Raw genomic sequence first — 13459 nt, 5'->3', positions numbered from 1 at the left:
GCACGCGAAGCCCCGTCAGATGAGCACCACGCCGGCGTGGTGCGCGAAGGTCACCCAGACCTTGTCGTCCCAGGAGATAGGCCGCGCCACCATGCGCGACAGGTTCGGCTGCGAGACCTTGATCCGCTGCCCGCAGGCCAGTTCCACGTGATAGATCGAAAAATCGCCCAGATAGCCGATGTCCCAGATCTCGCCCTCGAAGAGATTCTCGGTCTGGTCGACCGGCGGTTCCAGCGAAATGCGCAGTTTCTCGGGGCGGATGGCGATGCAGGCCTTGTCGCCGGCCTTGCAGTCCACCGTCTGCGACACCACGAGCGGAAAGCGCGTCACCGGCGAGGTGATGTGGGTCTCGTCATGCCCTGCCTGGGTGATCGTGCCTTCGATGAGGTTCACCTCGCCGATGAAGTCGGCCACGTAACGGCTGGCCGGCTGCTCGTAGATCACCGAGGGCGGCGCCACCTGCACCAGCACACCGTTGTTCATCACCGCGATGCGGTCGGCCACCGTCATGGCCTCTTCCTGGTCGTGGGTCACGATCAGGAAGGTCATGCCGAGGTCCATCTGCAGGTCCATCAGCTCGAACTGGGTTTCCTCGCGCAGCTTCTTGTCGAGGGCGCCCAGCGGCTCGTCCAGGAGCAGCACCTTGGGTCGCTTGGCCAGCGACCGGGCGAGGGCCACGCGCTGGCGCTGGCCGCCGGAAAGCTGGTGCGGCTTGCGCTTGGCGAACTTCTCCAGCTTGACGAGCTTCAGCATCTCCTCGACGCGGGCGTCGATCTCGCCCTTGCTCATCTTGTCCTGCTTGAGGCCGAAGGCGATGTTGTCCTGAACATTCATGTGTGGAAACAAGGCGTAGGACTGGAACATCATGTTCACCGGCCGCCGGTAGGGCGGCACGCCGGACAGGTCCTCCCCCGCCAGGGTGAGGCGGCCCTCGGACGGCTCCTCGAAGCCGGCGAGCATGCGCATGAGGGTCGTCTTGCCGCAGCCAGAGGGGCCGAGCAGGGCGAAGAACTCGCGCTCGTAGATGTCGAGGCTCACGTGATCGACCGCGGTGAAGTCGCCGAAGCGCTTCACCACATTCTCGAATCGAATGAGCGGGGTCTGGGTCGGGTCGGTCCAGGGCGCGAATGATCGCCGGACGGCACCGATGGTTTCCTTCCGCGCCTTGTCCGCAGCCATCATGTCCCCCGAACTGGCCTCAGGACCTGGAGGCTAGCCGGGGAAACCGAAACGCTCAAGCGGTGTGCACGCGCAAAAATGCATCGCTGCGGGTGCTCAGACGCGCAATCGACCCGCGCCTGGGGAGAAGTCGCATCTTCACCTGCCAGGAGGCATCGCCCCCTTGCACCGGCTCCCCGCATGTGGCAGAGGAAGCCGCCTGACGACGGCAATGCCCGTCGCCTTTCCGGGCCGGCGGGATTTTCCCTCTTCGGATATCCCAAGGCCCCCGGTGCGCTGCGGTAGCTCAGTGGTAGAGCACTCCCTTGGTAAGGGAGAGGTCGAGAGTTCAATCCTCTCTCGCAGCACCATCCCAACCCATTGCAAATCCTGAACGATGGGCAAGATCGAAGGCTTGAGGCGGCGTTTGCTGCGGTCTCCTGCTACGGTCGGAGACGAGATGGGCAAGCCCTGTTTCGACGCGGTGGCCGCTGGACCTTCCGGGCGTTCGTGCCGCAGGAGCTGCGAGCGATCATCGGCAAACGGGAAATCTGGAAAAACCTCGCTGCCGGGACTGGCGGTGGAGATGGAGAAAATCGCTTCCCTGGGCGTTCCGTTGGGGCGCCGCCATACTCATCGTTCTCGCGGCATGACCGTTGCCACCGGTTGCAACGCGCCTCCGGGGCGCGCTCTCGCGCTTTCATTGGACTTCATCCCGCGTCATAAATCAGCCGATGATGAAAAGGGGGGCCTCCGGCCTTTGCGGGACGGGCCTTCGGCTCGCGGCGGCTCGGGGACGAAGGGGCAACAAGAATGGCGCTGACGCTGTCGCAACTGGAAACCCACCTCTGGCGGGCGGCCGACATCCTGCGCGGATCGATCGATTCCGGGGACTACAAGCACTACATTTTCGGCCTGCTGTTCTTCAAGCGCCTCTCGGACGTGTGGGAGGAGGAGTATGAGGACCGGCTCGCGCGGTATCACGATGCCGTGCTGGCGGCCGACCCGGAAGAGCACCGCTTCGACATCCCCAAGGGGCATTTCTGGAAGGACATCCGCCGCCACACCACCGACATCGGGGCGCATCTGAACGCCGCCTTCCGGGCCATCGAGGACGCGAACCTGCGGCTCAAGGGCGTGTTCCAGGACGTGGACTTCAACAACAAGGAGCGCTTCCCGGACGCCATGCTGGAAAAGCTGCTCCAGCATTTCGAGACCCACCGGCTGCGCAAGGCGGATGTCGAGCCGGACATGCTCGGCCAGGCCTATGAATATCTGATCGAGCGCTTCGCCGACGATTCCGGCAAGAAGGGCGGCGAGTTCTACACCCCGAAGATGGTGGTGCGGCTCATCGTCGAGTGCCTGAAGCCGGAAGAGGGCATGGCGATCTACGATCCCACCTGCGGCTCGGGCGGCATGCTGCTGGAGGCGGTGCATCACCTGGAGCGGCAGGGCCGGAACCCGAAGAGCATGTCGCTGTTCGGCCAGGAAAAGAACCTCAACACCTGGGCCATCTGCCAGATGAACCTGTTCCTGCACGATATCGACGACGCCATGGTGGCGCGCGGCGATACGCTGCTGGAGCCCAGGCACCTCACCGGCGAGGGGGTGAAGGCCATCCGCACCTTCGACCGGGTGCTGGCCAACCCGCCCTTCTCGCTCAAAAGCTGGGGCCATGAGGTGTGGAGCAAGGGCGATGCCTATGGCCGCGACCTCTATGGCTGCCCGCCGAAATCCTATGGCGACCTCGCCTTCGTGCAGCACATGGTGGCGAGCCTGAAGGCGGGCGGGGTGTGCGGCGTGGTGCTGCCGCACGGGGTGCTGTTTCGCGGCGGGGCGGAAGGGCGCATCCGCGAGGGGATGATCCGCGACGATCTGGTGGAGGCGGTCATCGGGCTGGCGCCGAACCTGTTCTACGGCGCCGGCATTCCCGCCTGCATCCTCATCCTGCGCAAGAAGAAGGCGAAGGACCGGCGGGGGAAGACGCTTTTCATTCACGCGGCCGACGAGTTCATCTCGGGCAAGAAGCAAAACCTACTTACGATTGATAACGTTCGGCGCATCGTGGAGTGCCTTGGAAATTATGCACCTATAGACCAGTTCTCATATGTTGCCGACTACGCCGAAATCGAGGGCAATAATTTCAGCCTGAACATTCCCCAATATGTCGATTTGGGCAGCACCGAAGAAACGGTCGATATTGCCACCGAATATGCCAAGTTGCTCGACCTGAGAGCGGAAAGGAACGACGCCGAGGCCGTCATGGACGGCCACCTGAGGGAGCTGGGCTATGGCTCGTAGTTCGCTGTTCCCGCCAAGCGTGCAGCCCGGAAAGCCCATTCTCGGCTCGTGTCCGGATGGGTGGACCACGCTGACATTCGGGGACGTCCTGCGGGTCGTCGAGCGGCCCGTCGCTCTCGATGACGACGCTGAATATCAGCTCGTCACTGCAAAGCGGTCGCGCGGTGGCGTCGTCGCTCGCAGCCGCCTGAAGGGGCGCGACATCCTGACGAAGACGCAGTTCATGATCGAGCGGGACGACTTCCTCATGTCGAACCGCCAGATCATTCATGGCGGATGCGGCCTTGTCCCCCCCGCTCTCACGGGAGCCATCGTTTCCAACGAATATTCGGTTCTGAAGCCCACGTCGCGTTTACTCATCGATTACCTGGCCTACCTCACCCACTCGATCTACTTTCAGCAAACCTGCTTTCACGCCAGCGTAGGGGTCGATGTCGAGAAGATGATCTTCGACTGCGAGCGCTGGCTTCGCTTCAAGCTGCACCTCCCCCCGCTCCCCGAACAGCGCCGGATCGCGGAGGTGCTGTCGAGCGTCGATGAGGCCATCGCGGCGACGCGGGTGGTGATCGAGCAGACGCGCAAGGTCAAGCAAGCCGTGCTCGAACGCCTGCTGACCAAAGGCATCGGCCACACCCGCTTCAAGCAGACAGAAATCGGGGAGATTCCGGAGGAGTGGGCTCTGAAATCTATTTGTGACATTGCGCTTGTGAAAGCAGGAGCGACGCCATCTAGAGCATTGCACGACAGATACTTCCAAGGTGGCGCGATCCCGTGGGTAAAGACGGGCGATTTGACGGATGGCGTTGTCGGCAGAACTGAGGAGATGATTACGGCGGCAGCGGTGGCGGAAAGCTCCTGCGAGATTCATCCGGCAGGAACAGTGCTGGTCGCAATGTATGGCGGCTTCCAACAAATTGGCCGGTCCGGGATCCTGGAGCAACCTTCCGCGACGAATCAGGCTATCTCTGCACTGCGCATTTGTGATGAGACCGTTCTTGGCCCATACCTGAACTGCGCATTGGTGGGCTTGCGTTCCAAATGGCGTTCAGTGGCTGCAAGTAGTCGAAAAGATCCAAATATCACAAAAAACGATGTCCTACGCTTCAGTATTCCAGTTCCGCCTGTAACCGAGCAGAAAAAGATCGTCAAAATTCTGGATGGGTTCGAAAATAGCCAACGAGCAATTGACGATTCACTAACCCGACTTCTGGAATGTAAATCCGCCCTCATGTCCGACCTTCTCACCGGCCGCAAGCGCGTGACCGACGCCCTCCCCCTGGCGGCGGAATAGGAGAGCCGCATGACCCAAGGCCCCGAATGGCACTTTGCCGAGCGCCCGGCCATGGAGCGGCTGGCGGCCATGGGCTATGCCGTGGTGCCGCCGGCGGACCATGCCGGCCTGCGCGACGGCGACAACCAGGTGCTGTTCCGCCCGCATCTCGTCGCCGCCCTCATGCGCATCAACGGCATCGACGCGGTGGCGGCCGAGGCCGCCCATGCGGAGCTGGCCGGCATCGCCGACAATGAGGCGTGGCTGAAGGTGCTGCGCGGAGACTATTCCCGCAAGATCGACGGCTTCGAGACCCGCCAGACCCTGCGGGTGATCGATTTCCTCACCCCCGCCAACAACCTGTTCACCGTCACCAGCCAGCTCCGCGTGAAGTCGGAGAAGACCCGCCGGCCGGACCTCGTCATCCATGTCAACGGCATCCCGCTGGTGGTGATCGAGGCCAAGAGCCCGCTCAACGTGAAGGACAAGACCGGCGAGGCGTTCGAGCAGATCAAGCAATATGAGCAGGACATTCCGCGCCTGTTCGTCGCCAACGCCTTCAACATCGTCACCGACGGCGCGCTGGTGCTCTATGGCGCCACCGGCTCGCCCTCCAAGCACTATGCCGAATGGCGCGACCCCTGGCCGAAGCTGGAGGCGGATTTCCCCGATCCCCTCGCCAAGGGCCTGTGGTGCCTGCTGGAGCCGGCGCGCCTCATCGACCTCCTCGCCCATTACATCGTGTTCGAGAAGACCGAGACCGGCACCATCAAGAAGATCTGCCGCTACCAGCAGTTCCGCGCGGTGAACCGCATGGTCGCCCGCGTGCTGGAGGGCAAGCATCGGCAGGGGCTGATCTGGCATACGCAGGGCAGCGGCAAGTCGCTCACCATGGTGTTCGCCGCGCTGAAGCTGAAGACCCACCGCACCATTGCCTCGGACGCGCTGACCAACCCCAACATCCTGGTGCTGACCGACCGGGTGGACCTGCACGGCCAGATCAGCGGCACCTTCCTCGCCTGCGGCCTGCCCAACCCCACGACCATCGACAGCATCAGGGACCTCAACACGCTGATCGGCAGCGGCAAGGACGGCATCACGGCGCTCTCCACCATCTTCAAGTTCCAGGGCTCTACCCGGCCCGTGGCCCATTCGGCCAACTGGATCGTGATGGTGGACGAGGCCCACCGCACCCAGGAGAAGGACCTCGGCGCCGCGCTGCGCGCCACCTTGCCCGACGCCCGCTTCTTCGGCTTCACCGGCACCCCGGTGAAGAAGGACGACAAGGACACCTATGCCAATTTCGGCGTCCCCGGCGAAGGTTATCTCGACAAATACGGCATCGACGACGCGGTCGCCGACGGCGCCACCGTGCCGATCTACTACACCGGCCGCAAGACCGACTGGCAGGTGGACGAAGCGCGCATCGACATCCTGTTCGACACCTGGTTCGCCGAACTGGACGACGACCGGCTGAACGAGATCAAGAAGCGCGGCGTGCGGATCGAGGATCTGGTCAAGCACCCGCGCCGGATCAAGCTGATCGCCTATGACATCTGGACCCACTTCAAGGCCTATGCCCGCCCCGACGGCTTCAAGGCACAGATCGTCGCCATCGATCGCGAGGCGGTGATCCTCTACAAGCGCGCGCTGACCCGCGTGATCGCCGACGATCTTACGGCCGAGGGCCTGTCCCCCGAGGCGGCGCTGGCGCGCGCGGACGCCATGTCCGCCTGCGTCTATTCCATCAATCAGGAGGACCACAAGCCGAGCGAGGATGAGCGCATACACGCCGTCCGCGCGGCGCTGGTGGCCAACTATCTCGACGCCGAGGCGGAGAAGCAGGCGAAGAAGGCGTTCGGCCGCAGGGGCGAGGACCCGCAGTTCCTGATCGTCTGCGACAAGCTGCTGACCGGCTTCGATTGTCCGATCGAAAGCGTGATGTATCTCGACAAGCCGCTCAAGGAGCATGGCCTGTTGCAGGCCATCGCCCGCACCAACCGCGTCTTCGATGCGAAGAAGCGCAACGGGCTGATCGTCGACTATATCGGCGTCTGCGCCAATCTTGAGGCCGCGCTCGCCAGCTATCGCGCCGACGACGTGAAAAACGCCATGCGCGATCTCGACGATCTGCGCAGCCAGTTGCGCACCGCCCACGCCGCCGTCGCCGCCCTGCTGAAGCCGATCAAGCGCGGGGCACGGGACAAAGCGGGGTGGGAGAGGGAGTTCAACGCCTTCGCACATGTGCTCGGCAGCGAGGACAAGTGGTTCGAGTTCAAGGGCCGGGCGCGCAGCTTCATCGCGCTCTACGAGACGCTGAGCCCCGATCCGAGCGTGCTCGATTTCACCGCCGACCTCAAATGGGTGGCCTCCTTCCTGCTCTTCGGCACCCAGCGTTTCGAGAAGCGGCAGGCCTTCGACCAGATGAGCTACAGCGAGAAGATCCGCGAGATGCTCGACACCCATCTCGACGCCACCGGCCTCAGCGTGACGGTGAAGCTGCGCCACATCACCGATCCGGGCTTTTGGGACGACTTCGACGCCGAGGGCAAGACGGACGAAGAGCTGATGACGGCCGCGATCCGCAAGACCACCGAGCTGCGCAAGACGGTGAGCGAGCGTATCGACGACAGCCCGCACCAGTATGGCAAGTTCTCCGAACGGCTGCGCCAGCTATTGGACCGCATGGAGAGCGCGCAGCTCAGCTGGGCCGACAAGCTGCGCGCCGCTGAGGAACTCGCGAAGGACATCGCCGCCGAAGACGGGGCGCATGTCGCGGCCGGTCTTTCACCGGGCGCTTTCGGCGTCATGCAGATCCTCGCCGATTTCGGTGCCGTGCAGCAGGCCGAGGACTTGGCCATCAGTGTCGCAGCGCTCTACACCGACCCGTCCAGCGCGCCCAAAGGCTGGTGGGAAAAGGACGGGCTGCGCAAGGATTTGCGCCAGAAGGTCCGCTCCATGGCGCATCTGGCGGGCCTGACCCAACTGAAGGACATCCCCGACCAGGTGGAGGCCTATGCGCTGAAGCACTTCGTGGAGCCCTGACAATGCCGGTGTTCCGGATCGGCGATCGGCAGTTCGACTATAGCCTGCGGCGTTCCGCAACGGCCAAGCGCGCCAACATCACCGTCACGCCGGGATCGTTCGAGTTGCTCGTGCCCGAGCAGGCGACGGACGAACAGATCGAAGCGGTTCTCCACCGGCGCCGTGCCTGGATCCTCGAGACCGTCTCCGCCATGCAGGAGCGCGCAAAGTCCCAGGCCAGGGTCTACCGCTTCGCGACCGGCGCCAAGCTCCCCTATCGCGGCCGGATGACCAAGATCACCGTGGAGCCCTTCGACGGCTCACTGGTCGAGGTCAGCTTCCGGAATGGCTTCGTGATCCGCACACCTCGGGATCTGTCCGAGGATGCAGCGGATGCCGTGATCGCGAGTTCGCTCCGCCTCTGGCTGAGGCGACGCATGCGCGATGATGCCAAAGAATTTGTCCACCGCCACGGGGCGAGCAATGGCCTGAAGCCGAAAGGCATCCAGATCAAGGACCAGAAGCACATGTGGGGTGCCTGCGGCCAGGACCGTCAGATCCATCTCAACTGGCACCTGATCTTCGCCCCGCGGCCGGTGCTCGAATACGCCGTCGTCCACGAGCTATGCCACCTTCGCTATCGGAACCACGCGCCGGAATTCTGGAGCCTGGTGGGATCCATATTGCCGGATTGGGAGGCCAGAAAAAGCTGGCTGGATGACAACGAACACCTGCTGGGCTGGGAAAAATGGGAGCCGGCCTGAGGGGTATTATCAACACCCGCAATAAACAGTGGCTCTTCGCAAACGGCTCCGCGTTCGCGGACCGTTATTGGGTCATCGGGACTTGAGGACACTGGCCGATGGAGCGGGGCGCACGGGAATTCACGGTGTGCTGCTGAAGGTGCTCCATCACGCGATCTCCAGCACCTCCACCTCGCGGCCGGCCACCAGCGCCACATCCCCCACCACCTTGCTCATCAGGGCTTTCGCCAGCGGCGAGACATAGGACACCGAGCCCTTGGCCGGGTCGGCCTCGTCCTCGCCGACGATGCGAAAGACCTGGCGGCGGCCATCCTCGCGGTCGATGGTGACGGTGGTCCCGAACTGGACCGACCGGGGATGGGCAACAGCTTCAATCAGTTGGGCGCTGGCCCGCCGGGCGCTGTAGTAGCGCAGGTCGCGGGTCGCCCGCGCCATGGCCATCCGGTCGGCCTGCACATCGCCGGTCTGCGCCTGCGCATAGGCAGCCCGTGCCTCGCCCAGGGCCGCATCCAGCGCCGCCATCCCGGCGGGCGTCACCAGATTTGGATGCGGCGAAATCGGCCGGTCCGGCAGGTCGGCAGCGGTCGCTTCGAGGTCGTTTTCGCGCGTGAAGGCGACGGACATGCTGAACGGAACCCAGGTTGGCCAAGACCGGCGAGCATACAACGCGGCCCCCGCAAAGTCGCCCGTTTGCCCCAGTCGGCTCCCGTCGCTCGACGATGGGGCGCCGGGACCCGTGCCCCCAGTCCATTCAGTGCAACCGGTTGCACTGAAGCGCCCCCACCAAGCCCAGAACACGGCCTGCGCCCCTGGCTTGAAATCGCCACGTTGAACAACCCAAGTCGCCCTGGGACAAACGGCGCGCCGGGGGACATGCCAATGGAAAGGTCACGTGCAGGACGCGAGACGTCCGCTACCGGAGGCTGGCCGTTCCTTGTGGTGCTCGCCGCGCGGGAGGAGCGCATGGGCGCGTCTTTCGCCCGCCGGGGGCCGCTGTCCGCTGGCCTCTATGAATTTCTTCGGTTCGGCATCAAGCAGGGGTGGGCCTGCCTGTTTGGCGGCATCCTTCTTGGCCTCATCATTGCGACGCGCCTCTGGTACCCGCAGCATGCGGCGCTGCCCCGCTACGATGCGCTGGTGATCGCCTGCATCATCGTCCAGTTCGCCCTGATCTGGTTTGGTCTGGAGACCCTTGAGGAAGCCAAGGTCATCCTCGTGTTCCACGTGGTCGGCACGATCATGGAGCTGTTCAAGACATCGATCGGCTCCTGGCATTACCCCGAAGCAAGCTATCTCAGGCTCGTGGGCGTTCCCCTTTTCTCCGGCTTCATGTACGCGGCCGTTGGCAGCTATCTCTTTCGCGTCTGGCGCCTGTTCGATTTCCGCTTCACCCGACATCCACCGCTCTGGACGCTGATCCTGCTCTCGACTGCCATCTATCTGAATTTCTTCGCCGACCATTTCGGCTTCGACGCGCGGTGGGCGCTTGTGGCCGCCTCAGCCCTGCTGTTCAGTCGGACCACCGTCTTCTTCAAGGTCTGGAAGGTGCATCGCCGCATGCCGCTACTGCTCGGCTTCTTCCTCGTCGCGCTATTCATATGGTTCGGCGAGAATATCGGCACCGGCGCGGGCGCCTGGCTCTACCCCAACCAGGTCGGGGCCTGGGCGATGGTGTCGCCCAGCAAGCTCACGTCGTGGTTCCTGCTGATGCTGATTTCCTACACGCTGGTGGCCGCCGCCATGTGGCGGAGCGCCCGCCCGGCCGGGGAACAATCAGCGCCCCAGATCGAAGGCGGCCCGGCATGACGGCCATGTCTTCGCGGAGAGCTCCTGCTCCACATCGGCGCGGCGCTGATCGTCATGATCTGCGGCCTTGTCTGGCGGCTCGTCCCCATGGGGTTGCCGGGCTTCTTCCTCAACTATGGGGGCGGCGTTCTCTGGGGCGCCATGGTCGTTCTAATCGTGGGGGCCATCCTCGGCAAAAGCGAGCGCTGGTGGGTGACCCCACTCGCGGCGGCCGCGATCGCGCTCGCCGCCGAGCTGTTCCGCCTCTATCACGCCCCTGCCCTGGACACCTTCCGCACCACGCTCGCGGGCGCCCTGTTGCTCGGACGCATCTTCAATCCCTGGAATATCGTCGCCTATTGGCTCGGCATCGCCTTAGCCCTGCCGCTGCACTTCTGGATCAGGAAGGGTCAGTGAAGATTGGAGAGACCGGAACCCCGCGCTACCCGACCAGTTGCAAACCGAAGGTCAGCGGGCGGTCACCAAACCGCAGCGCCGGGTTGAGGGCAATGCCAAACGGTTGCCGCCGGAGCTATCGTTGCAACCGGTTGCACCAAACTCACCCGGCAGCACGAGCTCCAAACTGATCCGACAGGAAATGACACGCTCGTGCAGTGTTCTGTCAGGGTGACATGACATCCTTGCCCGGCACACGGAAAATGCGCTCTGGTAGCGAGCAACATCCAACGGGAGAGAAGCCCATGGCGGGAGACTAGGTCGCGCTGGGACGAGGACGCGGTCCTCTGCAGATTTGCGTTTATGGAGGCCTGCGGATCAGTGAGGCCGGGCACCTGCGCAAAGCTGACGTCGTCGAAGATGGGAAGCGGAAGCGCCGTTGCGGCATCTACCGCCCGCGCTGGTCCCAGGAGCCGCCCATGGTCTTGACCAGATGGATGTAGTCGAACAGGTCGCTCAGCATGAAATGGCGGTTCTCCACCGTATTCATGTGGGCGACCGTGTGGGCGTCGCCTTCGAGAAAGCGGAAGGCGGTGGTGCGAAACTGCTCGGGCAGGCCGAGATTGAAGGAGGAGGGCTGCGTGAGCATGCGGCAGATCTTCTGAAACAGCAGCCTGAACCGCTCGTCCTCGGGGCCCATGTAGACGTCCCCGAAGTCCTCCTTGTACTGGCCGAAAATGGCAAGGTAATCGCCGCTGTCGGGCTTGCGCTGCATCTCGCTTATCCGTCCCTGTCACGCGTGGCACCGCATTCAAGATCAGGCATCGCAATCAAGATCAATGCCATCCCCATGCCGTACTCCGACGACGAGCGCTATGCCGCATCGCATCGGCAATCCGCGAATCGGACCCTAGGTTATCCTCATGCGGAACTGGAGGCAGCACGATGATCGAGGTGCGGCAGAGCGCCGGCGGGGATCCCCTGAAATTCGAGGTGGTGGTGCGCGACACGGCGGGAGAGACCCGTCATGTGGTCACCATGGCACCGGCCACCCATCAGGAGCTGACGGCGGGGCAGTACAGCCCTGCCAAATGCGTCGAGGCCGCCTTCCGCTTCCTGCTGGACCGGGAGCCGAAGGAACAGATCCTGGCGCGCTTCGATATGGCGGTCGTTCCGCATTATTATCCCGATTTCCTGGCGAAGCTCCCGAGCTATCTGGCCCCCTCCTGATGTGCGCCGTCGCGGACTGCGGCTGCCCGCAGGATTACACCCCGCCGGGACGGGAGGGGCGGCATGATCATTGCTTGCAACTCCGGATGGAATGCGATGGCGTCGGTCTGCGACACAGGCCGTCACTTCATTGAAGCGTTTGATCCTGTTTCAGCGGATATGCTCCCGCCGAACAGGCCTGATGGTTTCTTGACCCTGATGGTTTCTTGCCCTGATGGTTTTTGCCCGCCCGCTTGGCGGGCCCCGGTTTCATCCTTGTTCATGCCCACACCTTTCATGCAGATCGCCTCTTATGAACACTTTCATCCACGCCCATGCGGGTGACGCCAACTGGCAGATAGCCCTCGGCTCCTGCTGGGCGCAGGTGCGTCATCAACTGCCCGAGGGGAGCAAGCCCAATCTGGGCTGGTGCTACCTGACCGACCATTACACCCAGGCCGCGGGTAACATCATGGACGCGCTCAGGGAGCGCATGCCGCAGGTGCACTGGGTCGGCACCGTAGGGGTCGGCGTGGCGGCCGAGGCGGTGGAATATTTCGACGAGCCGGGCATGGCGCTGATGCTGGCCGAACTGCCGCCGGGCGCGTTCAAGCTGTTCTCCAGCCCCAAGCCTCTGGAGGCCGGCGCCGACGGCTTCGAGGCCTTCACCGCCCTGGTCCATGCCGATGGCGGCACCGCGGACCTGCCCGCGCAGCTCAAGGCTCTGAGCGACAAGACCACCACCGGCTATCTGTTCGGCGGCCTGTCTTCGGCCCGGAACCAGCCGCTGCTCTTTGCGGACGAGGTGCTGCTGGGCGGGGTTTCCGGCGTGGCCTTCGGCCCCGAGGTGCCCATCCTGTCCCGCGTCACCCAGGGCTGCCAGCCCATCGGCCCCCAGCGCACCATCACCCGCGCCGAGGGCAATTACCTCGTCACCCTGGACAATGGCCGGGCGCTGGACTGCGTGCTGGAGGATCTGGGCCTCGGCGCGGACACCCCCGATCCGGAGCTGCGCCAGGAGCTGGCCCAGACGCTGGCGGGGCTCCTCACCCCCGGCGAGGATGTCTCCACCCAGCCCGGCCAGTTCGGCACCAATACGGAGGTGCGCCATCTGCTCGGCGTCGGGCGCACGGCCGGCGTGCTGGTGGTGGCAGAGCAGATTAGGGCCGGAATGCAACTCGCCTTCTGCAAGCGGAACGCCGAGGCGGCCAGAGCCGACCTGCTCCGCATCGTCGCCGACGTGCGGGCCAAAGCGGAAGCGGACGGCGGCATCCGGGGTGCCCTTTACATCAGCTGCTCCGGACGCGGCGGCCCCCATTTCGGCCAGCGCAACGCGGAATTCCAGATGGTCAGCGAGGGCCTCGGCCCCGTGCCCCTGGTGGGCTTCTTCGCCGGCGGCGAGATCGCGCGCCACCATCTCTATGGCTACACCGGCGTGCTGACGGTTTTCACCGGGCAGGCCTAGAGCTATTCCCGTTCACATTGGCTCACGGAAATAGCTCTAGATTCTTGTATTGACGCGTTTTCTTCACGCGAACTCGTACCCACTTCG

13 protein-coding genes and 1 tRNA gene are annotated in these 13459 nt (G+C 63.9%); 10 read left to right on the top strand and 4 right to left on the bottom strand.

Features of this window, described 5'->3' with window-relative positions:
* Nucleotides 1-15: 15 nt before the first annotated feature.
* Nucleotides 16-1179: an ABC transporter ATP-binding protein gene (locus V5F48_RS14985; RefSeq protein WP_394110400.1), complete on the bottom strand. Its 1164-nt coding sequence runs from the start codon at nt 1177-1179 to the stop codon at nt 16-18.
* Between the two features lie 275 nt (nt 1180-1454).
* Between V5F48_RS14985 and V5F48_RS14980 the strand changes: the two genes are divergently transcribed.
* From V5F48_RS14980 to V5F48_RS14955, 6 genes are all read left to right on the top strand, one after another.
* A tRNA-Thr gene (locus V5F48_RS14980) sits at nt 1455-1529 on the top strand.
* A 10-nt stretch (nt 1530-1539) separates the two neighbouring features.
* A complete protein-coding gene (locus tag V5F48_RS14975; RefSeq protein ID WP_394259366.1) occupies nt 1540-1884 on the top strand; it encodes a DUF6538 domain-containing protein in 345 nt (114 codons plus the stop codon).
* 87 nt (nt 1885-1971) lie between these two features.
* The gene (locus tag V5F48_RS14970; protein WP_394259365.1) at nt 1972-3459 is read left to right on the top strand and encodes a type I restriction-modification system subunit M; all 1488 of its coding nucleotides are present in this window, start codon (nt 1972-1974) and stop codon (nt 3457-3459) included.
* A complete protein-coding gene (locus V5F48_RS14965; protein ID WP_394259364.1) occupies nt 3449-4750 on the top strand; it encodes a restriction endonuclease subunit S in 1302 nt (433 codons plus the stop codon). The genes V5F48_RS14970 and V5F48_RS14965 overlap by 11 nt, the downstream gene beginning before the upstream one ends.
* Before the next feature lie 9 nt (nt 4751-4759).
* Complete coding sequence (locus V5F48_RS14960) at nt 4760-7774, top strand: type I restriction endonuclease subunit R (protein ID WP_394259363.1); 3015 nt, start codon at nt 4760-4762, stop codon at nt 7772-7774.
* Nucleotides 7775-7776: 2 nt separating this feature from the next.
* Complete coding sequence (locus tag V5F48_RS14955) at nt 7777-8517, top strand: M48 family metallopeptidase (RefSeq protein WP_394259362.1); 741 nt, start codon at nt 7777-7779, stop codon at nt 8515-8517.
* A gap of 147 nt (nt 8518-8664) precedes the next feature.
* On the opposite strand, the gene greA is transcribed toward V5F48_RS14955, so the two are convergent.
* Nucleotides 8665-9141 (bottom strand): transcription elongation factor GreA, encoded by a 477-nt coding sequence (gene greA, locus V5F48_RS14950; RefSeq protein WP_394259361.1) that lies wholly within the window; start codon nt 9139-9141, stop codon nt 8665-8667.
* Nucleotides 9142-9480: 339 nt separating this feature from the next.
* Between greA and V5F48_RS14945 the strand changes: the two genes are divergently transcribed.
* Together V5F48_RS14945 and V5F48_RS14940 are read left to right on the top strand one after the other, a co-directional pair.
* Nucleotides 9481-10323: a DUF817 domain-containing protein gene (locus V5F48_RS14945; RefSeq protein WP_394259360.1), complete on the top strand. Its 843-nt coding sequence runs from the start codon at nt 9481-9483 to the stop codon at nt 10321-10323.
* A 54-nt stretch (nt 10324-10377) separates the two neighbouring features.
* Nucleotides 10378-10719 carry a ribosomal maturation YjgA family protein gene (locus V5F48_RS14940; RefSeq protein ID WP_394259359.1) on the top strand — a complete coding sequence of 114 codons (342 nt, stop codon included), beginning with the start codon at nt 10378-10380 and terminating at the stop codon, nt 10717-10719.
* Between the two features lie 427 nt (nt 10720-11146).
* On the opposite strand, the gene V5F48_RS14935 is transcribed toward V5F48_RS14940, so the two are convergent.
* Complete coding sequence (locus V5F48_RS14935; protein WP_394110360.1) at nt 11147-11473, bottom strand: hypothetical protein; 327 nt, start codon at nt 11471-11473, stop codon at nt 11147-11149.
* A gap of 170 nt (nt 11474-11643) precedes the next feature.
* Between V5F48_RS14935 and V5F48_RS14930 the strand changes: the two genes are divergently transcribed.
* Nucleotides 11644-11928 carry a hypothetical protein gene (locus tag V5F48_RS14930; protein WP_394110361.1) on the top strand — a complete coding sequence of 95 codons (285 nt, stop codon included), beginning with the start codon at nt 11644-11646 and terminating at the stop codon, nt 11926-11928.
* A 122-nt stretch (nt 11929-12050) separates the two neighbouring features.
* On the opposite strand, the gene V5F48_RS14925 is transcribed toward V5F48_RS14930, so the two are convergent.
* Nucleotides 12051-12206 carry a hypothetical protein gene (locus V5F48_RS14925; protein WP_394259358.1) on the bottom strand — a complete coding sequence of 52 codons (156 nt, stop codon included), beginning with the start codon at nt 12204-12206 and terminating at the stop codon, nt 12051-12053.
* Nucleotides 12207-12220: 14 nt separating this feature from the next.
* Between V5F48_RS14925 and V5F48_RS14920 the strand changes: the two genes are divergently transcribed.
* A complete protein-coding gene (locus tag V5F48_RS14920; RefSeq protein ID WP_394259357.1) occupies nt 12221-13372 on the top strand; it encodes an FIST signal transduction protein in 1152 nt (383 codons plus the stop codon).
* Nucleotides 13373-13459 lie beyond the last annotated feature (87 nt).

The organism is Xanthobacter autotrophicus ATCC 700552, assembly GCF_043194565.1.
In the GTDB taxonomy this organism is placed as follows: Bacteria; Pseudomonadota; Alphaproteobacteria; order Rhizobiales; family Xanthobacteraceae; genus Xanthobacter; species Xanthobacter autotrophicus_F.
The sequence above is the reverse complement of the archived record's forward strand: the minus strand, read 5'-3'. Positions and strand labels throughout refer to the sequence as shown.

What these genes read in the sequence shown, in the direction of transcription:
- greA (WP_394259361.1), bottom strand. Translation starts at nt 9,141, where the DNA reads ATGTCCGTCGCCTTCACGCGCGAAAACGACCTCGAAGCGACCGCTGCC.
- V5F48_RS14930 (WP_394110361.1), top strand. Translation starts at nt 11,644, where the DNA reads ATGATCGAGGTGCGGCAGAGCGCCGGCGGGGATCCCCTGAAATTCGAG.
- V5F48_RS14935 (WP_394110360.1), bottom strand. Translation starts at nt 11,473, where the DNA reads ATGCAGCGCAAGCCCGACAGCGGCGATTACCTTGCCATTTTCGGCCAG.
- V5F48_RS14985 (WP_394110400.1), bottom strand. Translation starts at nt 1,179, where the DNA reads ATGGCTGCGGACAAGGCGCGGAAGGAAACCATCGGTGCCGTCCGGCGA.
- V5F48_RS14940 (WP_394259359.1), top strand. Translation starts at nt 10,378, where the DNA reads ATGATCTGCGGCCTTGTCTGGCGGCTCGTCCCCATGGGGTTGCCGGGC.
- V5F48_RS14960 (WP_394259363.1), top strand. Translation starts at nt 4,760, where the DNA reads ATGACCCAAGGCCCCGAATGGCACTTTGCCGAGCGCCCGGCCATGGAG.
- V5F48_RS14970 (WP_394259365.1), top strand. Translation starts at nt 1,972, where the DNA reads ATGGCGCTGACGCTGTCGCAACTGGAAACCCACCTCTGGCGGGCGGCC.
- V5F48_RS14965 (WP_394259364.1), top strand. Translation starts at nt 3,449, where the DNA reads ATGGCTCGTAGTTCGCTGTTCCCGCCAAGCGTGCAGCCCGGAAAGCCC.
- V5F48_RS14925 (WP_394259358.1), bottom strand. Translation starts at nt 12,206, where the DNA reads ATGAAAGGTGTGGGCATGAACAAGGATGAAACCGGGGCCCGCCAAGCG.
- V5F48_RS14945 (WP_394259360.1), top strand. Translation starts at nt 9,481, where the DNA reads ATGGGCGCGTCTTTCGCCCGCCGGGGGCCGCTGTCCGCTGGCCTCTAT.
- V5F48_RS14955 (WP_394259362.1), top strand. Translation starts at nt 7,777, where the DNA reads ATGCCGGTGTTCCGGATCGGCGATCGGCAGTTCGACTATAGCCTGCGG.
- V5F48_RS14920 (WP_394259357.1), top strand. Translation starts at nt 12,221, where the DNA reads ATGAACACTTTCATCCACGCCCATGCGGGTGACGCCAACTGGCAGATA.